The sequence below is a fragment of the Streptomyces iranensis genome, from assembly GCF_017874715.1.
Classification (GTDB): domain Bacteria; phylum Actinomycetota; class Actinomycetes; order Streptomycetales; family Streptomycetaceae; genus Streptomyces; species Streptomyces iranensis.
Map to the genome: position 1 here is coordinate 260163 of NZ_JAGGLR010000005.1, position 19126 is coordinate 279288.

Below are 19126 nucleotides of genomic sequence, written 5' to 3' on the forward strand. Positions count from 1 at the left end.
TGCGCGCCACGTTTACCGGCCCGGTCGGCGGCTACTCCTGTGAGGTGCTTCATGCAGCACTACCGAGGAGGTGCCGTGGCTCAGGTATCGGATTTCGTACTGGCTCGGCTGCGGGAGTGGGGGGTGGCGCGGGTCTTCGGCTATCCGGGGGACGGGATCAACGGTCTGCTCGGGGCGTTCGACCGCGCCACGGGCGACCCCGAGTTCATCCAGGTCCGGCACGAGGAGATGGCCGCGTTCATGGCCTGCGGCCACGCCAAGTTCACCGGCGAGGTCGGAGTCTGCGCCGCCACCTCGGGGCCCGGCGCCGTCCACCTGCTCAACGGCCTGTACGACGCCAAGCTGGACCACCAGCCGGTGGTCGCCATCGTGGGCCAGCAGAAGCGGCTCAGCCTGGGCTCGCACTACCAGCAGGAAATCCATCTGGACCGGCTGTTCGACGACGTCTCCGAGTACTGCGAGATGGTCACCCACCCGGGCCAGGCACGGCATGTCATCGACCGTGCCTTCAAGACCGCGCTGACCACTCGTGGCGTGGCGACCATCGTGATCCCCAACGACATCCAGGAGGAGGACGCCCAGCCCTCCCCGCCCAAGGCGCACGGATCGGTGTTCTCCAGCGTGGGCTGGAGCCGCCCCCGCGTCCTGCCCGACCCCGATGAGCTCCGCCGCGCCGCCGATGTCCTCAACGAGGGCGAGAGGGTCGCCATCCTCGTCGGCCAGGGCGCGGCCGATGCCGCGGGCGAGGTCGTCGGAGTGGCGGAGCTGCTGGGCGCCGGGGTGGCCAAGGCGCTGCTGGGCCGGGATGTCCTCCCCGACGACCTGCCCTATGTGACCGGGCCGATCGGTCTGCTGGGCAGCACCGCCAGCGACAAGATGATCAAGGAGTGCGACACCCTCTTCCTGATCGGCACCAGCTTTCCGTACTCCGAGTGGCTGCCGGACGAGGGGCAGGCGCGCGGCGTCGAGATCGACATCGACGGCCGCATGATCGGTATGCGCTACCCCATGGACGCCCATCTGGTGGGCGACGCGAAGGAGACCCTCAAGGCGCTCCTCCCACTGCTGCGGCGCAAGGAGAAGCGGGCCTGGCGGAAGAAGGTCGAGAAGGACGTGCGGGAGTGGCTCACCATCTGCGACACCTGGGCCGGGCAGCACTTCGGGGACACCATCAACCCCCAGTCGGTGGCCGCCGAGCTCTCCTCGCGGCTGCCGGACCGGGCGATCCTGACCGCCGACTCCGGATCGGCCACCAACTGGTGGGCGCGCCATCTGAGGCTGCGCGGCGGAATGGACGCCTCGCTGTCCGGGACGCTGGCCACCATGGGCCCCGGGGTGCCGTACGCGATCGCGGCGCGCTTCGCCCATCCCACCCGCCCGGTGATCGCCTTCGTGGGAGACGGTGCCTTCCAGATGAACGGCATGAACGAGATGATCACCGTCAAGCGCTATATGGACCGGCTGGCGGGCGGCCCGCCGCTCGTCTTCTGCGTCTTCAACAACCAGGACCTCAACCAGGTCACCTGGGAGCAGCGCGCCATGGCCGGGGACCCGAAGTACCCCGCCTCCCAGGTCATCCCCGACATCCCCTACGGGGCGTACGCCGAGCTGCTGGGGCTGCGGGGGATCCGCTGCGAGTCCCCGAAGAAGGTCGGCAGGGCCTGGGACGAGGCGCTGGCCAGTGACCGCCCGGTCGTCCTGGAGTTCATGGTCGACCAGGAGATCGCCCCGATCCCGCCCCATCTCATGGTCCCCATGGCGAAGAAGACCGTGAAGGCCGCGCTGCACGATCCCGAGCTGGCCGGAATCGCCCACCGGGGCATCCGGCAGAAGGTCGCCCAGTACGCCGAGCGCCTGCCGGGACGCGGGCACGCCTGACGGAAGGGGGGAAGCGCGGCATGCGTACCGCGAACGGGCTGGAGGGGGCGCTGCGTGCGGAGGTGGATGCCGAGGTCAGGTTTGACGCGGGCAGCCGGGGCGCGTACGCCACGGACGGCTCCAACTACCGCCAGGTGCCCATCGGCATCGTCGTCCCGCGCAGTGTGGAGGCCGGGGCGCGGGCGGTGGAGGTGTGCGCCCGCTTCGGCGCGCCCGTGTCGTCCCGGGGTGGCGGCACCAGCCTGGCCGGTCAGTGCACCAACACCGCCGTGGTGATCGACTGGAGCAAGTACTGCCACGCCCTGGTCTCGGTGGATCCCGAGGCGCGTACCTGTGTGGTGGAGCCGGGGCTGGTGCTGGACGAGCTCAACCGCCAACTGGCCGACCACAAGCTGCAGTTCGGGCCGAAGCCGTCCACGCACAGCCACTGTGCGCTGGGCGGCATGATCGGCAACAACTCGTGCGGCGCCTCGGCACAGGCGTACGGCAAGACCGTGGACAACGTGCGCCGCCTGGAGATCCTCACCTACGACGGCGTGCGCATGTGGGTGGGGCCGACGTCCAAGGCCGAGCGGGCGCGGATCGCGGCGGAGGGCGGCCGCCGGGCCGAGATCTACGACGGGCTGGACCGCGTCGTCGCCGAGTACCTCGCGGACATCCGGCGCGGCTACCCGAAGATTCCGCGCCGGGTCTCCGGCTACAACCTGGACTCACTGCTGCCGGAGAACGGCTTCGACGTGGCCCGAGCCCTGGTGGGCAGCGAGGGCACGCTGGTGACGGTGGTGCGCGCCGAAGTGGACCTGGTGCCGGTGCCCCCGTACCAGTCGCTGCTGGTGCTCGGCTACGACGACATCTGTACCGCCGCCGACGACGTGCCCCGGCTCCTGGAGCACTGCACCCCCGGCGAACTGGAGGCCCTCGACGGGCGGATGGCCCAGCTGATGCGCGAGGAGCACGCCTACCTCGAATCCCTCAACTCCCTCCCTGATGGCGGCAGTTGGCTGATGCTGCAGTTCGGCGGGGACACTCAGGAGGACGCCGACGAGCAGGCGCACGCGCTGCTGCGCTCGGTGGGGCGGGACGAGCAGGACGCCACGGTGGCCTTCTCCGACGACCCCCGGCGCGAGCAGCGGATGCTCAGGGCCCGCGAGGCGGGCCTCGGGGTGACCGCGCGCCCGCCGGACGACCGGGAGACCTGGGAGGGCTGGGAGGACTCCGCCGTCCCGCCCGAGCGCCTGGGGGACTATCTGCGCGATCTCAAGGATCTGTTCGCGGAGTTCGGCTACGACCATCCGTCGCTGTACGGCCACTTCGGGCAGGGCTGTGTGCACACCCGCATCCCGTTCGGGATGAAGACCGCCGACGGCGTGGCCGACTTCCGCCGCTTCCTGGAGCGCGCCGCCGACCTGGTGGTCTCGTACGGCGGCTCGCTGTCCGGCGAGCACGGGGACGGGCAGGCGCGGGGCGAACTGCTCACCCGGATGTTCGGTGAGCGCCTGGTGACCGCGTTCGGCGAGGTGAAGGCGGTGTTCGACCCGGAGAACCGGATGAACCCCGGCAAGGTCACCGGCCCGAATCCGGTCGACGGTCAGCTGCGCCTGGGCCCGGGGTGGCGGCCGGCCACCCCCGACACGCACTTCGGCTACCCCGACGACGACCACTCCTTCACCCGCGCGGTCATGCGCTGTGTCGGCATCGGCAACTGCCGCGGCCACCACGGCGCCGTGATGTGCCCGTCGTACCGGGCCACCAACGAGGAGGAGCACTCCACCCGCGGCCGGGCCCGGCTGCTGTTCGAGATGCTCGACGGCCACCCGGACTCCGCCGTCACCGACGGCTGGCGCTCGACCGAGGTCCGTGACGCCCTGGACCTGTGCCTTGCGTGCAAGGGCTGCAAGTCCGACTGCCCGACCGGTGTCGACATGGCGACGCTCAAGGCCGAGTTCCTCGCCCACCACTACGCGGGCCGCCCGCGCCCCGCGGCGCACTACTCCATGGGGTGGCTGCCGGTGTGGGCCCGGCTCTCCCGTATAGCGCCCTCGCTGGTCAACACCGTGGCACGGGCGCCGGGTGTGGCCGGTCTCGGCAAGCGGCTGGCCGGTGTGGACGGCGCGCGCCAGGCGCCGGTGTTCGCACCGCGGTCCTTCCTCCAGTGGTGGCGCGCCCGCGCCACCGAGGAGCCGGACCCGGCCGATCCGCGGACCGTGGTGGTGTGGCCCGACACCTTCAGCACCTACTTCCACCCCTCGGTCGCCATCTCGGCCGTCCGGGTGCTGGCGGACGCCGGTTTCCGGGTCGCCGTACCGACCGAGCCCGTGTGCTGCGGTCTGACCTGGATCTCCACCGGGCAACTGGCCACGGCGAAGCGGGTGTTGCGGCGTACGCTGCGGGTGCTGCGGCCCTACCTCGAGGCGGGCACCCCGGTCATCGGCCTCGAACCCTCCTGCACCGCGGTGTTCCGGGCCGACGCACCCGAACTGATGCCCGCCGACCAGGAGGTGCGGCGGCTGGCCGGGCAGTTCCGCACCTTCGCCGAACACCTCGTCCACCACGCCCCCGACGGCTGGCGGCCACCCGCGCTCAGTCGGCAGGCCGTCGTCCAGACCCACTGCCATCAGCACGCCATCATGAAGGACGACGCGGACCGCGAACTGATGCGCCGCGCCCATCTCGTCACCGACGTCCTGGACGAGGGCTGCTGCGGCCTGGCCGGAAACTTCGGCTTCGAACGCGGCCACCACGAGGTCTCGATGGCCATCGCGGAACAGGGCGTGCTGCCCGCCGTGCGTGCGGCCGCCCCCGGCAGCCTGCTGCTCGCGGACGGCTTCAGCTGCCGCACCCAGATCGAGCAGGGCGACACCGGCCGCGGGGCCCTCCATCTGGCCGAGGCGCTGGCCCTGGGCCTTGACACCACCCTGCCCAGCGAGCGCCCCGAACGCCTCGCACAGCGCGCGGCCCCGCCCTCGCGCACGGCCCGCTGGGCGACCGCCGCCGGTGCCGCCGCCCTCACGGCGACGGCCGTGGCGGGAGCCGCGGCGGGGGCCGGCCGCGCCGCCTCGCGACGCACGCGCCACGGGGGAAGGTGACCGCACGGTGGTGACGGGGCGCGTCGTGGCGGGAGGCGCGGGCGAGCACGTCGTGGACGGGGTGAACAGCGCCGTCTACACGGTGCCCACCGACGCCCCCGAGGCCGACGCCACCCTCGGCTGGGACAGCACCACCCTCGTCCTCGCCACCGTCCGGTGCGGCCAGGTCACCGGACTCGGCTACACCTACGCCCCCGCCGCCACGGCCCTGGTCGTCGACGATCTGCTCGCCGACGTGGTCACCGGCACCCCGGCCCTCGATGTGCCACGTGCGAACGAGGCCATGCACCGCGCCGTGCGCAACGCCGGACTGCCCGGCGTGGCCGCACAGGCCATCGCCGCCGTGGACATCGCCCTGTGGGACTGCAAGGCCCGCCTGCTCGACCTGCCCCTCGTCCACCTCCTGGGCAGGGCGCGGGACGAGGTGCCCGTGTACGGCAGCGGCGGCTTCACCACGTACGACGCCGGGCAGCAGGACCGGCAACTGCGCGGCTGGACCGAGGAAGCGGGCATCCCGCGCGTCAAAATCAAAATCGGCGAGTCGTGGGGGCGGTGCGAGGACCGCGACCGGAAACGCGTCGCCGAGGCCCGTGCGAGCATCGGCGACACGACCGCGCTTTACGTGGACGCCAACGGCGGCTACGCCGCCAAACAGGCCGTACGCATTGCCGACACGCTCGCCGACCACGGTGTGACCTGGTTCGAGGAACCCGTCTCCTCCGACCACCTCACCACCCTCGCCACCGTCCGCGACCGGGTCCCGATGGAGGTCACAGCCGGTGAATACGGCTACACCCTGCCCTACTTCGCGCATATGCTCGCCGCCGGTGCCGTGGACTGCCTCCAGGCCGATGTCACCCGCTGCGGCGGCATCACCGTCTGGCTGCGCGCCGCCGCCCTCGCCCACGGCCAGGGCCTTCAGATCTCCGGCCACTGCGCCCCACACGCCCACGCCCACGCCGCCGCGTCCGTGCCCAATCTGCGCCACCTGGAGTGGTTCCACGACCATGTGCGCGTCGAGCGCCTTCTGTTCGACGGCGTCCTCGCGCCCGACGGTGGCGGCCTCACCCCGGGCCACGACGGAGCGTCCGGGCTGGGGCTTACGCTGAACAGCGAACGGGCCCGGCCGTATCGGGTGGCCTGAGCCGCACCACAAGACGTCGAGCACACTCATTCATGCGGGACGACGGCCACCGGACAGTTCGCGTGGTGCACCGCCGCCTGCACCACGGACCCCAGGCGGGGCCCCAGCGCGGGTGGGTGCTTCCGCCGTCCGACCACCAGCAGGGCGCTGTCGGCCGCGGCCTGGACGACGGCGCGGGCCGGGCTCTCCAGCCGGATCTCGTCGATGACCCGCACCCGGGGGAACTTCTCCCGCCACGGCCGCAGCACCTCGTCCAGCTCCCGCCGCGCCCGGTCCATGGTGTCCCGGGCCATGCCATCGCCCCCGGCGGCGGTGTGGGCCCGGTCGGGCCTTCGGCCGTGGACGGCGTGCAGGGGAACGTCGCGGGTGAACGCGGTGACGTAGGCGAACTCCAGGAGGTTGTCCTGCGGGCCGTGCAGGCTCAGGCCCACGACCACACGCCGCCCGTGTCCATTCGCTTCCCGCCCCGCGCGCATCAGCACCACCGGCCGCTCCGCGCGGACGATGGTGTGCAGCCCGATGTCACCGAGGAAGAAGCTGGCCACCCGGTCCAGCCCCCGCGATCCGAGCACCAGCATGCGGGAGTGCGCCGCCGCGTCGAGCAGGGCCGTCCCGGGCTCGTCCGCCACCAGATCCTCGATGATGGTCAGCTTCGGATGGTCACGGACCAGCTCGGTGTGCGCGTCGTGCACGATCCGCTTCGACCAGTAGTTCTGGTCGTCCGCCGCGGGGCTGTCGGGTGTGAGCGGGCACAGCAGGATCCAGGCGTGCGTCAGGCGCAGCGCCAGCTCACGCCGCTCCGCCTCGTCGGCGGCCCAGTGCGCGGCGGCCAGGCTCTCGGCCGAGCCGTCGAGACCAACGGTGACCACTTGTTCCATGACGGCTTGTTCCATGGCAGTGCCTCCCGCCGGGTTTCCGGGTTTCACGCGGCCAGGGCGGAGCCGCCGGTGTCATCGGTGCCGTAGGCGATGTGCTCGGTGACCGAGACCACCCCGTCCACGCCCCGGCAGAGCCGCACGATGACCGGCACCAGGCTCCTGGCCTCGACCGATCCGTCCAGCGTGACCTCGCCCTCGGTCACGTCGACCGTCACGGCAGAGGGCGCCGGCCGCAGGGTCCGCAGCAGCAGATCCCTTTCGATCTCGTCGCGGATCGCGTCGTCGTGGCGCAGGAACACCCGCAGCAGATCGCCACGGCTGACGATGCCGAGCAGCTTGTCGGTCTCGTCCACCACGGGAAGCCGCTTGACGCCCCGGTCCGACATCACCCGGGCCGCCTCGACGACCGTCCACTCCGGACGCGCACACACGACGGGCGCCGACATCAGCTCCTCCGCCCTCGCCCCCTCCGCCTTCGCGCGCTCCCACGCCTCCAGACGCGGGACCGGCAGCAGGCCGGAGGGGTCCGCCCGGCCGGACGACTTGCGCAGCGGATCGCCCTCGGACACCAGGCCGATCGGGCGTCCCGAACCGTCCACGACCGGCACGGCGGTGACATCGCTCTCCGCGAGCAGCGCCACGAGTTCCTTGAACGGCATGTCACGGGGCGCCCGGACCACCGGGCGTGTCATGAGGTCTCCGACCGTTCTGTGGTGCATGTTCCGACTCCTCTCGCACGCTCGCGGCGGGCCGGCCGGTGTCTCCGTCGCGGAGCCCGGCTCCCTCGTCGAGCCCGGCTCCTCCTCCGAGCCTGCCGGCCCGCCCGCGCCGCCGAATGAGCCTCATGGCTCCCTCTCCCGGCCACACGGCCCACCACGGGGCCATCCGGCCCCTCGGTCGAGGGCGTTCCGCCCCCAGGACACCGCTCACCGGCGGTGTCACAGTGGACGACGTCAGGCAGGAGAGGCGGGATGTCGATGCGTGCCCATGTCGGCGACCAACTGATTGTCGAGAGCCCCACCACCGGTGCCACCGAACGGGACGGTGAGATCGTCGGACTCCACCATGACGACGGGACACCTCCCTATGACGTGCGGTGGTCGGACTCGGACCGGATCACCCTTGTGTTCCCCGGCCCGGACGCACACATTCACCCCACCGGGGACGAACCGGAACCCCAGCGGGAGGAGACGGGCCGCCGCGGCTCCGCGACGACACACAGCGGCGCTCGTTCGCTCTCCGAAGCGGTGGTCATGTCGTTGGTGGAAGACGCCACGGCCGCGCCCTCGATGCACAACGCCCAGCCCTGGCGGTTCGAGTACTCCCGGCGCAGCCGCGTCTTCCGTCTCAGGGCCGACCTGCGCGGCGCCCTGCCGCACTCCGACCCCGAGCTCCGCGCCCTGCACATCGGCTGTGGCGCCGCCTTGATGAACCTGCGGGTCGCGGTGGCGCACGAGGGCTGGGAGGCGGCGACCCGGCTGCTGCCCGACCCCGTGGACCCGATGCTGCTGGCCTCCGTGACACTGACCCGCCCGCTCGGCGACGAGGCCGATCCGGCCGCCCTGTACCCGGCCGTGCGCACCCGCCACACCAGCCGGTACCCCTTCGCCGAGACCGAGATCCCCGCGTCCGTGCGGAGCGCCCTCGTCGACGCCGCGCACCGGGAGCACGTTTCGCTGTCCTTCGTCTCCGGCTGGCATCTCCAGTACGTCGTGGACCTGGCGCTGGAGGCCGAGGCCCGCAACCTCACCGACCCGGGCGTCGCCGCGGACCTGGCCCGCTTCACCCGCACCACGGACGACACGCGGCCGGCCACCGAAGGCGTGCCGGAGTACGCCTTCGGGCCCCGCCGCCGGATCGGCAAGGTCCCGGTACGTGACTTCGCGGGCGGCAAGTCCATCCCCGGCCGCCCGGCCGCCGACTTCGAGACCTTCCCCCACCTGGTGTTGCTGAGCACCTCCCGCGACCGGATCGTGGACTGGCTGCGCACCGGCCAGGCGGTGGAGCGGGTGCTGCTGCGCGCCACCCTGGCGGGACTGTCCGCCTCGTTCGTCACCCAGGCCCTCGAATGGCACGACCTGCGCTGGCCACTTCGCGACCCGACATCGGCCATGGCCCATGTGCAGATGGTGCTGCGGCTGGGGTACGGCCCCCGGGGCAGGCAGACCCCGCGGCGGCCGGTCCACGACGTCCTGGACATCGAGCCATAGCCCCGGCCGCGACGGCCCGCCGCGAAATCCGTTGTGGAGACCCCCGTCCACGGGCCATATCGGCAGTGCTGGGCGGCTGGTGCTTAAGGGCTTAATCACCAAGGCTGACGCGTCACACCTCATCACACTCAGGGAGTGAGCATGAGCCTTGACCTGGCGCGTCGTCGTCTTCTGTCGGCCGCGGGCGCGGTGGGTGTCGCGGGCGCACTCGGGCCGGCCCCCTCCGCCGCGTTCGCGGCCTCCGGCCGTCGTCCGTCCGGCTCCCGTCGTCCGTCCGGCTCCCGTCGTCCGGCCGCGACGATCATCCACGGTGGGCGGGTGCTGACCGGGCTGCCGTATGTGCCGCAGCAGGAGGCCCTCGCCGTGGGAGGGGACGGAAGGATCCTCGCGGTCGGCCCGGCGTCCGTGGTGCGGCGCCTGGCCGGGAGGGACACGGAGTTCGTCGACGCCCGCGGCGGCACCGTCATGGCGGGGATCATCGACGCCCATGCCCACTGCCTGGAGGCCGGGTGGCGCTCGCTCAACCCGTCCCTGGGCAATGAGACGTACACCGTCGCCGCGCTCCGGGCGAAGCTCACCGGTTTCCTGAACGCGAGCAAGGACCAGGAGCCCGATGGATGGCTGGTGGTGGAGGACTGGAACCCGGTGGCCCTGCCGGCCGGGACCGAGACCCACCACCGCGTCCTGGACGCGCTGCCGACCCGCCGGCCGATCGCGCTCAAGGGCTCGGACGCCCACAACATGTGGGTCAACCAGCGGGCCCTGGAGCTGGCGAAGATCACGGCGAGCACCCCGGATCCGGCCGGTGGGCATATCGTCCATGACGCGGCCGGAGCACCGTCCGGGTTGCTGAAGGACACCGCGCAGGACATCGTCGCGGCGGTGATTCCGCCACCGGACAAGGGCAAGGCGCTGGCCGCCGCGGCGAAGGCCCTCCGCCGGGCGGCGTCCAACGGCATCACCACGTACATGGACGCGGCCACCGAGACCGATGGACTGCGTGCCTACGCCGACCTGGCCGCCTCCGACCGGCTGCCGCAGCGGGTGATCCCCGCGCTGCGCCTGGACATCGACCTCGTCCGCGACCCGAAAGCCGCGCTGGCCCACGTCGACGAACAGCGCACGGCGTACGGACAGGTGCCGGGCCTGTGCTTCGGGACGGCGAAGGTCTTCCTCGACGGCGTGATCGAGCACCCCGCGCAGACCGCCGCGCTGCTGGAGCCGTACCTCGACGGCGACGGCGAACCCACCGACAACCGGGGGGACTTGTACGCCACCGCCACCGAGTACGGGCGGCTGGCGACCGTACTGGACCGGGCCGGGTGGCAGTTGCACGCACACGCGATCGGCGACCGTGCGGTGCGCACCGCGCTGGACGGCTACCAGGCGGCGGTACGCGCCAACGGGCGCCGTGGCAACCGGCACACCATCGCCCATCTGCAACTGGTGCACCCGGACGACTACCGGCGCTTCGCACCGCTGGGCGTGGTCGCCTGCATGCAGTTGCAGTGGGCGATGCGCAATGTGTGGACGATGGACGCCCTCCTGCCCTACATCGGCCCGGACCGCCACCGGCTGATGTATCCGGCGCGCAGCCTGGAGCGGCACGGCGCGGCGCTGGCCGGGGGATCGGACTGGCCGGTGGACCCCCTCGACTCGTTCAACCAGATCCGCACCGCGATCGACCGGGAGGGCGAGGACGGGGCGCTGTACCCGGAGCGGGAGGGCGTCAGCCGCTCCACCAGCCTGCGGATGCACACGGCGGGCTCGGCTCATCAGCTCCGTATCGACCACGAGACCGGTGTGCTCACCCCGGGCCGGGCCGCCGATGTGATCGTGCTCGACCGGGATGTGACCCGGGTGCCGGTCAAGGACATCACCGGCACCGAGGTCCGTCTGACGCTGGTGGGCGGCAGGCGCGTCTGGGACGCGGACCGGCCCGGCGCCGAGGCGGCCGCCACGTCGTTCCCGGCGGCCCGGCCCGCCTCCCTCGCCACCGTGCACGGCCGTCACGCCGCCTGTGGCTGCCACCGCTGACGGCCGTCGCCGTCCTTCGCCCGACCCGCTACGGGGTGTCCGGCGGTTTGCCCCTCCCCGCCCCTTCCCGCGGCGTCGATATGCGGCTCCGCCGCGTGGCAGGGGCTCCGCCCCTGGACCCCGGGCTCGGGGCGGAGCCCCGTCTTCCAGCCCTTCCAGGGGGCACCTCCCAGCGGTAGCTGGGGGAGTTTGAGGAGCGGGGTCTGGGGCGGAGCCCCAGTTGTGGGAAGGGGCGGGGAGGGGAAAGCATCGACATGCGGCTCCGCCGCGTGGCCCGCCGCAGGCGTACGCGTACCGTCGCCCACCCCCTAGTAGCCGACGGTGAAGTGCGTGTCCTCGCCGGGGATTTCGAGTTCGTCGAGGACCGCCACGGCGAGGTCTTCGGCCGAGACGCGGGACGCGCCGTCGGCGGTGGTGATCAGGGTCGTGGTGCCGCGCCGGTACTTTCCGGTGCGGTGTCCGGGCTCGAGGAGGGCGGGCGGGCTGAGATAGGTCCAGTCCGCCGAGTGGGCCCGGCAGACGTCCAGCTGCGCGGCGCTGGCGGCGGCGATGGCGCGGAAGGGCTCCGGGACGTACTCCGGGCTGTCGAGGACGAGCCGGTCGGGGTGGCCCGGGTTCCGCAGGGGCGCGGCGCCACCGACGACGAGGATGCGTGTCCGGGCCGTCTCGGCCGCGGTGAGCAGAGCCGTCGTGGTCCCGACGGCGGTGTCCTCGTGACCGGGGGCGGGGCGGGTCGCGGCCACGATCGCGTCGGTGCCGGCGAACAGCCGGCTCATGTGGTCGGGGTCGTTGGCGTCGCCCCGCACGGCGATCACTCCGGGAGGCGGCGCGGCCGTCGGCTCCTTGCGGAACACCGCGACGAGGTCATGGCCCCGGCTCACGGCTTCGTTGACGACACGCGAGCCGACCATGCCGGCGGCTCCGACGACGGCGATCTTCATCGAGGTGTCCCTTCCGGGGCGGAGACGGAGTCGTGTTCGGGCGTCCGGGTGCGGGTGCGGGTGCGGGTGCGCGGCGGAAGCTGTCCCGCGACGATCGCGGCGAGCGAGAGCGCGAATCCCACGAGCTGGATCGGGCCGAGCGTCTGGTCGAGCACGATGGCGCCGAGAACGGCGGCCACCAGCGGTGAGAGCAGGGCGAGAACCGCGACCGAGGCCACGGGCAGGCTGGTGATGCCCTGGAACCACAGGGCGTAGGTGATCAGACCGCCGACCAGCCCCAGCCAGAGGTAGCCGAGCGCGGCGGGCAGGTCGATCGCGGGAGGCGCCCCCTCGGCGAGGAAGGTGAGCGGCAGCAGGAAGAGCCCTCCCGCGGTGAGTTGCCACCCGGCGAAGGTGGTGGCACCGACCCCGGCGGGGCGCCCCCAGCGCTTGGTGAGCGTCACGCCGAGCGCCATCGTGACGGCGCCCGCGAGGCCCGCCACGACCCCGGCGGTGTCGAGCGCCGCGTTCGGCCCGATCACCACAAGACCGACGCCGACGACGCCCGTCATACCCCACAGGAGGCGCCACAGCGAAAAGCGCTCATGGAGCACGGTGACCGCCAGGACGGCCACGACCAGCGGCTGGGCCGCCGCCAAGGTGGCGGCCACGCCACCCGGCAGACGTTCGGCCGCGACGAACAGCAGCGGGAGGAACAGCCCGATGTTCAGCACGCCGAGCGCCGCGGCCTTCCCCCACCAGGCGCCGCGCGGCAGCGTCCGGGTGAGGGCCAGCGCGATCAGGCCGGCGGGCAACGCGCGCAGGAACCCCGCGAAGAGCGGATGTCCCTCGGGAAGCAGCTCGGTGGTGACGACATATGTCGTGCCCCACACCGAGGGAGCGAGCGCCGTCAGGGCGGTGCGTGGCAGGTTTCCGTGGCGGACACCGCCGGCCCCGCCGGAAACCACTTCTGTGGTGTGCCGTGTCATGCCCCGGAGTCTCGTCCCGGGACCATTGATGAGTCCAACACATGTTTGTCACCTCATCGATCTCGATCCACGATGGATCCAAGCTTCAGCAGATGCGGTACGTCGTCGCCGTCGCCGAGACGAACAGCTTCACGCGCGCCGCGGAACGGTGTCTGGTCGTCCAGTCCGCCCTCAGCCACCAAATCGCCCGTCTGGAAAAGGAGTTGGGCGCGAGACTCTTCGAGCGCACCAGCCGCCGGGTGCGGCTGACACCGGCCGGTGCGGCCTTCCTCCCGGCCGCCCGCCAGTGCCTGGACGCCGCCGAGCGCGCGGCTGCAGAGGTCGCCGCGGCCGTCGGGGAGGTACGCGGACGGCTCGCCGTGGGCCTGATCCCCACCGTCACCGCGGTCGACATCCCGGGCGCGCTGCGCGACTTCCGCGAGCGGTATCCGCGTGTGCGCATCAGCCTGCGGGTGGGCGCGAGCGACGACCTCGTCGAGCAGGTCAGGGAAGGCGCCCTCGACGTGGCGTTCCTCGGCCTGCCGACCACCGCCCGCCCGCGAGGTGTCGGCGCCCATGAACTCGCGCGTGACCGGCTCGTCGCCGTGGTCGCGCCGGACCATCCCCTCGCCGAGGAAGCACAGGTCGATCTGCGCAGGCTCTCCTCCGAGGTGTTCGTGGACCTCCCCGCGGGGACCGCCGGACGCGCCCAGTCCGACCTGGCCTTCGAAGCCGCCGGACTCACCCGTGACGTGGCCTTCGAAGTGACCAGCGCGGATTTCATCGCCCGGCTCGTCGGCCCGGGACTCGGCGTGGCGATGCTTCCCACCGCCTACGCGCCTCATCTGGCGGGCGTCGTCACCATCGAGGTCGCCGACGCACCGGCCCGCGTCGAGTACATCATCTGGAGCCGCTTCAGCCGCACACCGGCGGCGACCGCCTTCCTCACCGCGCTGGACATCGCGCCCACGGAATCCTGACGCACGCGACGGGACCCGGGCCGCCCCGCCCTCATGATGCCTGCCGGCGGGATCGGCGCGTCGAGGACGTACGAACCACCAGACGAGTCCCGAGCACCACGGGCGGCGGTGTGTGCGGCGGATCCTCCACCAGGGTCACCAGCGCGTCGACAGCCGCCGTTCCGGCCTCCTCGGGGGCCAGCGACACCGTCGACACGGGCGGCGCCGTGCGCCCGTAGGCCGGATCCTCGCTGCCGCACACCACCATCAGGTCCTCCGGCACCGAAAGCCCGCACCGCGCGGCCGCCGCCAGGATCTGACGGCCGCACGGGTCGTACAGGCCGAACACCGCGTCCGGCCCGCCCTCCGCGGTCAGCAGGGCGTCCAGACCCCGTCCCGTGAGGTCGTCCTCGTCGAACGGGACCACGCACGGCCGCACACCGGCCTGCGAACACCACCGCCGGTAGGCCGTCGCGCTCGCGCGGCTGTAGTACTCCTGGGTGGGCCCGGCGATCAGCGCGATCCGCTCCGCGCCCTGCCCGGCCAGATGCTCCAGGACTCGGCGGGTCATGGCCTCGTGGTCGTTGTCGACCCAGGTCTCCCGCGCCCGCAGATCGTCGGGACGGCCGTCGAACACCAAGGGCAGACCGCGAGCGCGCAGCAGCCGCACCACGGGGTCGCCGGTCGGACTGTCCAGCACCACCACCCCGGCGGCCGGGAGGGTGCGCCACATGTGCCCGGCAGGGCCCGAGGGCATCGCCATCAGCGCATAGCCACGCCGATGCGCGGCGACGGTGGCCGCGCTGATGGCCTGGGCGAAATACGGCACGCTCGCGAAGTCCCACGCGCTGTCGCCATGAGCGGTCACCGCGAGCCCCAGGGTGCGTCCGCCGCTCCCCACCGGGCCGTAACCGAGCGCACCGGCCACCGCCCTCACCCGGGCCCGCGTCGCCTCCGAGACCCGGCCCGTGCCGTTGAGCACGTAGGACACCGTCGCGGTCGACACCTCCGCCGCCCGTGCCACATCCCCGATCGTCACCCTCGACACGTCCGGCAGAATAGCCGGACGCACCCGCCCCGGGCGCAGGGAGCACTGCAATGGCCACCGTCCGCGCCGGGCGTCGCGACGCCGCGGAGGTCCGTCGGAAGGCCCCTAGTCCCGGCGAACGTTCCTCACACCCGCGTATCGGACCTCGTCGGCAGCGGGTGGCGGCCGGTCAGCCAGTCCCGGGGCAGCAGCGGCAGAGTGCTCTCCACGTCCCGGACGCCGGTGACCGGCAGCCGCACCTCGAAGCGTGTGCCGGGGTGTCCGTCGGGCCGGTCCAGTACGTCGATCCGGCCCCGGTGCAGGGCGATCTGCTGGGCGACCAGGGTCAGGCCGAGACCGGAGCCGGGGCTGTCCGTGCCACGCCGGAAGCGCTGGAAGACCTCCTCGCGGCGCTCGGGTGGGATGCCGGGGCCGTGGTCGTCCACGGTGAGCACGGCGAGCGGCTGCCGCGGGTCGCCGGAGTGGCGCAGGGTCACCTCGACGTGGGCCGTGCCGTCGGTGGCGCGGCCATGGGTCCAGGCGTTGGTCAGCAGGTTGTCCACCGCCGAGCGCAGCCCCTCCTCCCAGCCGTGCACCAGCAGCCCCGGGGTGGTGCGCACCGACACCTCGGCGTCCGGGTGGGTGCGCCGCAGGCCGGAGACGGACGCGTCGAGCACCTCCGTGAGGTCCAGCGACGTGAACGCGTCCGCCTCGACCAGGTCGCCCTGCGCGAGTGCCCTGAGCATCACCAGCAACCCCAGCAGCCGGGTGTGTTCGCGGCCCAGGTCGTCGAGTACTTCCGCCCGGTCCACGGCGTCCAGGCCGGGGTGGTCGGCGAGGATGTCGATGTTGGTGCGCATGCTCATCAGCGGGGTGCGCAGCTCGTGGGACGCGGTCGCGGCGAACGCGCGGGCGGTGGCGAGCGCCTCCCCGGTGCGTTCGACCTGCTCGTCGTAGCGGGCGAGCACGGTCTGCAGCGTGTACGCCAGGTCGTCGACCTCGCCGATACGGGTCGGCGTGTGCTCCAGGCGTACGGTGCTGGTCCTCGGGTCCAGGCCGCTGGTTCGCCGCTGCAACCGCCGCAGCGGCAGGACCGCCCGTGCCACGATGGCCCAGGTGGTGGCCCCGGCCAGGGGCGCGGCCAACAGCGCCCCCAACACGACCCGTTGGCGCACCAGCGCCAGCTCCTCCTCGGCGGTGTCCGGCGAGAACAGCCACAGATTCGGCGCGGTGCCCTCCTTCGCGGCACCGACACGCAGCGACACGACCAGCCAGTCCGTGTCATCGGAGGTCACGGTGGTCGGCTTCGGGGCGTTGCCGGGCAGCGAGGGGAACGGATCGGGCTGCGGCCCGGCCGAGATCGTGCCCCCGGGCGCGGTCAGCCGGATGCCCACGTCCCGCGCGGAGTTGACCAGCCGCCGCTGCCGGGCCTCCTCCATGACCGGATGGCCGGTGCCGGCGACATCGAGGAACGCCTTGGCGTTCTTGGCGACGACCGTGGCGCGAGCGCGCAACTGTGAGTTCTGGTGTGCGCGCAGGTCGTCGCCGACCAGATGCAGCAGCAGCCAGCCGGAGGCCAGCACCAGCAGCGGCACGCTCACGCCGACCGCGAGCGCGATGCGGGTGGACAGCCTCATGGCGCCTCCCCGGATGACGTTTCCCCGGGCAGTCCGTCGTTGCCTGCCATGCACACCTCTGTTCCGCGGCGGTCGAACGCGTCCGTCCGAGGAACAGATCAAAGCATCGACATGGCCGGTGTCTCCACACCGAACCGGCGCGGCACCGGCGACCGCCGCCGCGGTGGCCCCGCTGTCAGGAGCCGAGAGCCCCGGTGAGCGCGTCGGTGAGGGTGGTCGTGGGCCGACCGATCAGACGGCTCAGATCCGGGGAGTCGGTGAAGAGCTCACCGCGCTTCAGCCCGAGGTCCGAGTCGGCGAGCACCTCGGCCAGTTCGGCGGGCAGCCCGGCGTCGAGCAGCGCGCTGCGGAACCGCTCGGCGGGGAGGTCGCCGTAGACCACCTCCTGGCCGGTGGCGGCGGACAGCGCGGTGGCCAGCTCCGCGAGGGAGAAGGCGGTGTCCCCGCCCAGTTCGTACACGGAGCCCGCATGCCCTTCGGCGGTCAGGACGGTGGCCGCGGCCTCCGCGTAGTCGCGTCGCGACGCGGCGCTGACCCGCCCGGCACCGGCACTGCCGGGCACGACTCCGGACCGCAGATAGAGCGGGATCTGGGAGGTGTAGTTCTCCAGGTACCAGCCGTTGCGCAGAACGACCCCGGGCACACCGCTGTCGCGCAGATACCGCTCGGTCCTCGCATGGGCGTCGGCGAGGATCATGCTCGCGGTGTGCGCGTTGAGCGTGCTGGTGTACGCGATCAGTTCGGCACCGGCAAGCGCGGCCGCGTCGATGGCGCGGGTGTGGTTGTCGAACCGCTCACCGACGGTGGTCGTCGACACGAGCAGAACCTTCCGGGCCCCCTTGAACGCCTCGGTGAGGCCGGTGGGGTCGGTGAAGTCGGCCTGCCGCACGTGGACGCCGCGCTCGGCCAGATCGGCCAGCCGGTCGGTGTTCCGCCCGGTGGCGATGATGTCGTGTGCCGCTACTCCACGGCGCAGCAGGTCCTCCACGACGAGGCGGCCGAGCTGGCCGGTGGCTCCGGTAACGGCGATGGACATGTCTGTACTCCTGTTTCCGGTACGTGTTTCACCTGGTTCAACGGGGGCTCGAACGCCCCGTCAGAAGTACACCGGAGCGGCTCCCCATTGGGAAGTGACCACTTTTTGGTGGGGCTACTCTCCTATGGAGAGTCACCAGGGCATCGGTATGCTGCCAGCTCCGGTGAGAGCGGACGAGGCGGAGGAGAACACGGCATGGCGAATCCACCGCGCACCGAATGGGACCCGTACGCGGGCGGCTGTCCGTCCCGTGAGGTCCTGGACCGTATCGGCGACAAGTGGACCGTCCTCGTCCTCGGTGAACTGGCGGAATCCGGCACCAGGCGGTACACGGCACTGCGCCGGAAGCTGGACGGGGTGAGCGAGAAGATGCTCACGCAGACGCTGCGCGCGCTGGAGCGGGACGGGCTGGTCCGGCGGACCGTCCATCCGGAGATCCCGCCGCGGGTCGAGTACGAGATCACCGAACTGGGCGCCACGCTGCGCGAGCCGTTGGTGGCGTTGAAAGAACTGGTCGACGCGTCACATGGACGAGGTGCTGGCGGCGCGGGCCGCCTACGACCGGGAGAAGGACGCCGCCGCACAAGGCTGAGCCGGGGGCGGCGTCACGGCCCCGCTCGTTCGTACGCCGTTTTCATGTGTGCGGGAACGGCTCGGTCAGCGAGGTAAGCACATGGTCGGCCTCCGCGGCCCGCAGCTCCGCCGCGGAGTAGTGGCCGCTCGCGACCCCCACCGCCGTCGCGTTCGCGGCGTGCCCGGCCTCGATGTCACGAGGTGTGTCCCCGACCACGTAGACATCGGAGCGGCCCAGATCGTGTCCATGCAGCCGGGCGGCCTTCGCCATCGCCAGGCGGGTGATCTCCGCCCGGTCCGGGGAGTCCGAGCCGTAGGCGCCGAACACGAAATAGCGGCCCAGCCCGCCCGGTTCCATCTTGATCCGGGCCGCGCCCTCCATCGCGCCGGAGATGAGCCCGAGGATGATCCCCGCGTCCGTGATCCGCCGCAGGGTGTCTTCGACACCGTCCATGACGCGATACCCCTCCGAGGTCCGGATGTCCTCCGAGAGATGCCACAGATACGCCGCGTACAGGCGGGCCATCTCATCGTGACCGGGCTCGCGGCCGAGCACGGCCCGGAACGTCTCCCGGCCGACCTGCGGATCCGTCTCCCCGGCCGAAGTGTGTTCTCCGATGTCGGCGGCCACGCCGTACAACCGGTCGAAGGCCCAGGCCCAACTCCGGGCCCCCGAGCCTCCGGTGTGGACCAGGGTTTCGTCGATGTCGAAGAGCACTGCTGTCGGTCCGGCCATCACACCTTCTCCTCCGGTTCCGCCTGCTTCCAGGGTG

At 72.2% G+C, this 19126-nt stretch carries 15 protein-coding genes; 7 read left to right on the forward strand and 8 right to left on the reverse strand.

The genetic code is table 11. The features are described from left to right. The first annotated feature begins 75 nt into the window (after positions 1 to 75). Genes J2Z30_RS11150 through J2Z30_RS11160 form a run of 3 tightly spaced genes read left to right on the forward strand, consistent with a single transcriptional unit; the run spans position 76 to position 6108 of the window. Positions 76 to 1878, forward strand: coding sequence for a thiamine pyrophosphate-requiring protein (locus J2Z30_RS11150; protein ID WP_044568868.1), 1803 nt, complete (start codon positions 76 to 78; stop codon positions 1876 to 1878). Positions 1879 to 1898: 20 nt separating this feature from the next. Continuing rightward, entirely contained in the window at positions 1899 to 4964 is a 3066-nt protein-coding gene (locus tag J2Z30_RS11155) for an FAD-binding and (Fe-S)-binding domain-containing protein (RefSeq protein ID WP_044568867.1), read from the forward strand. 10 nt (positions 4965 to 4974) lie between these two features. Further along, positions 4975 to 6108, forward strand: coding sequence for an enolase C-terminal domain-like protein (locus tag J2Z30_RS11160; RefSeq protein WP_044581199.1), 1134 nt, complete (start codon positions 4975 to 4977; stop codon positions 6106 to 6108). 26 nt (positions 6109 to 6134) lie between these two features. Here the strand turns inward: J2Z30_RS11160 and J2Z30_RS11165 are convergent, their stop codons facing one another. Both J2Z30_RS11165 and J2Z30_RS11170 read right to left on the reverse strand, forming a co-directional pair. Next, positions 6135 to 7001 carry a universal stress protein gene (locus tag J2Z30_RS11165; protein WP_245387859.1) on the reverse strand — a complete coding sequence of 289 codons (867 nt, stop codon included), beginning with the start codon at positions 6999 to 7001 and terminating at the stop codon, positions 6135 to 6137. A 29-nt stretch (positions 7002 to 7030) separates the two neighbouring features. Continuing rightward, on the reverse strand, positions 7031 to 7705 hold the full coding sequence (locus J2Z30_RS11170) for a CBS domain-containing protein (protein ID WP_044568866.1): 675 nt from the start codon (positions 7703 to 7705) through the stop codon (positions 7031 to 7033). Between the two features lie 252 nt (positions 7706 to 7957). Here J2Z30_RS11170 and J2Z30_RS11175 point away from each other — a divergent pair, with 252 nt between their 5' ends. Together J2Z30_RS11175 and J2Z30_RS11180 are read left to right on the forward strand one after the other, a co-directional pair. Next, positions 7958 to 9196, forward strand: a complete 1239-nt coding sequence (locus J2Z30_RS11175) for an Acg family FMN-binding oxidoreductase (RefSeq protein WP_078956549.1) — start codon at positions 7958 to 7960, stop codon at positions 9194 to 9196. A 141-nt stretch (positions 9197 to 9337) separates the two neighbouring features. Next, positions 9338 to 11233, forward strand: coding sequence for an amidohydrolase (locus J2Z30_RS11180; protein WP_044568865.1), 1896 nt, complete (start codon positions 9338 to 9340; stop codon positions 11231 to 11233). A 308-nt stretch (positions 11234 to 11541) separates the two neighbouring features. Here the strand turns inward: J2Z30_RS11180 and J2Z30_RS11185 are convergent, their stop codons facing one another. Together J2Z30_RS11185 and J2Z30_RS11190 are read right to left on the reverse strand one after the other, a co-directional pair. Beyond that, complete coding sequence (locus tag J2Z30_RS11185) at positions 11542 to 12174, reverse strand: NAD(P)-dependent oxidoreductase (protein WP_044568864.1); 633 nt, start codon at positions 12172 to 12174, stop codon at positions 11542 to 11544. Further along, complete coding sequence (locus J2Z30_RS11190) at positions 12171 to 13142, reverse strand: EamA family transporter (RefSeq protein WP_078956548.1); 972 nt, start codon at positions 13140 to 13142, stop codon at positions 12171 to 12173. The genes J2Z30_RS11185 and J2Z30_RS11190 overlap by 4 nt, the downstream gene beginning before the upstream one ends. A gap of 41 nt (positions 13143 to 13183) precedes the next feature. On the opposite strand from J2Z30_RS11190, the gene J2Z30_RS11195 reads away from it, so the two are divergent. Next, a complete protein-coding gene (locus J2Z30_RS11195; protein ID WP_044568862.1) occupies positions 13184 to 14101 on the forward strand; it encodes a LysR family transcriptional regulator in 918 nt (305 codons plus the stop codon). A gap of 31 nt (positions 14102 to 14132) precedes the next feature. Here J2Z30_RS11195 and J2Z30_RS11200 read toward each other — a convergent pair whose 3' ends face one another. The 3 genes from J2Z30_RS11200 to J2Z30_RS11210 all read right to left on the reverse strand — a co-directional run bounded on the left by J2Z30_RS11200 (position 14133) and on the right by J2Z30_RS11210 (position 17780). Continuing rightward, the gene (locus J2Z30_RS11200; protein ID WP_308279910.1) at positions 14133 to 15128 is read right to left on the reverse strand and encodes a LacI family DNA-binding transcriptional regulator; all 996 of its coding nucleotides are present in this window, start codon (positions 15126 to 15128) and stop codon (positions 14133 to 14135) included. 125 nt (positions 15129 to 15253) lie between these two features. Then, positions 15254 to 16744 (reverse strand): sensor histidine kinase, encoded by a 1491-nt coding sequence (locus J2Z30_RS11205; RefSeq protein WP_044568858.1) that lies wholly within the window; start codon positions 16742 to 16744, stop codon positions 15254 to 15256. 175 nt (positions 16745 to 16919) lie between these two features. Beyond that, positions 16920 to 17780: an SDR family oxidoreductase gene (locus J2Z30_RS11210; RefSeq protein ID WP_044568856.1), complete on the reverse strand. Its 861-nt coding sequence runs from the start codon at positions 17778 to 17780 to the stop codon at positions 16920 to 16922. Positions 17781 to 17975: 195 nt separating this feature from the next. Between J2Z30_RS11210 and J2Z30_RS11215 the strand changes: the two genes are divergently transcribed. Beyond that, a complete protein-coding gene (locus J2Z30_RS11215) occupies positions 17976 to 18449 on the forward strand; it encodes a winged helix-turn-helix transcriptional regulator (RefSeq protein WP_245387860.1) in 474 nt (157 codons plus the stop codon). Here the strand turns inward: J2Z30_RS11215 and J2Z30_RS11220 are convergent. Continuing rightward, positions 18415 to 19089 carry an HAD family hydrolase gene (locus J2Z30_RS11220; protein ID WP_044568854.1) on the reverse strand — a complete coding sequence of 225 codons (675 nt, stop codon included), beginning with the start codon at positions 19087 to 19089 and terminating at the stop codon, positions 18415 to 18417. The genes J2Z30_RS11215 and J2Z30_RS11220 overlap by 35 nt on opposite strands. Between the last annotated feature and the right edge of the window lie 37 nt (positions 19090 to 19126).

What these genes read in the sequence shown, in the direction of transcription:
- J2Z30_RS11155 (WP_044568867.1), top strand. Translation starts at nt 1,899, where the DNA reads ATGCGTACCGCGAACGGGCTGGAGGGGGCGCTGCGTGCGGAGGTGGAT.
- J2Z30_RS11165 (WP_245387859.1), bottom strand. Translation starts at nt 7,001, where the DNA reads ATGGAACAAGCCGTCATGGAACAAGTGGTCACCGTTGGTCTCGACGGC.
- J2Z30_RS11170 (WP_044568866.1), bottom strand. Translation starts at nt 7,705, where the DNA reads ATGCACCACAGAACGGTCGGAGACCTCATGACACGCCCGGTGGTCCGG.
- J2Z30_RS11175 (WP_078956549.1), top strand. Translation starts at nt 7,958, where the DNA reads ATGTCGATGCGTGCCCATGTCGGCGACCAACTGATTGTCGAGAGCCCC.
- J2Z30_RS11180 (WP_044568865.1), top strand. Translation starts at nt 9,338, where the DNA reads ATGAGCCTTGACCTGGCGCGTCGTCGTCTTCTGTCGGCCGCGGGCGCG.
- J2Z30_RS11185 (WP_044568864.1), bottom strand. Translation starts at nt 12,174, where the DNA reads ATGAAGATCGCCGTCGTCGGAGCCGCCGGCATGGTCGGCTCGCGTGTC.
- J2Z30_RS11190 (WP_078956548.1), bottom strand. Translation starts at nt 13,142, where the DNA reads ATGACACGGCACACCACAGAAGTGGTTTCCGGCGGGGCCGGCGGTGTC.
- J2Z30_RS11195 (WP_044568862.1), top strand. Translation starts at nt 13,184, where the DNA reads ATGTTTGTCACCTCATCGATCTCGATCCACGATGGATCCAAGCTTCAG.
- J2Z30_RS11205 (WP_044568858.1), bottom strand. Translation starts at nt 16,744, where the DNA reads ATGAGGCTGTCCACCCGCATCGCGCTCGCGGTCGGCGTGAGCGTGCCG.
- J2Z30_RS11210 (WP_044568856.1), bottom strand. Translation starts at nt 17,780, where the DNA reads ATGTCCATCGCCGTTACCGGAGCCACCGGCCAGCTCGGCCGCCTCGTC.
- J2Z30_RS11215 (WP_245387860.1), top strand. Translation starts at nt 17,976, where the DNA reads ATGGCGAATCCACCGCGCACCGAATGGGACCCGTACGCGGGCGGCTGT.
- J2Z30_RS11220 (WP_044568854.1), bottom strand. Translation starts at nt 19,089, where the DNA reads ATGGCCGGACCGACAGCAGTGCTCTTCGACATCGACGAAACCCTGGTC.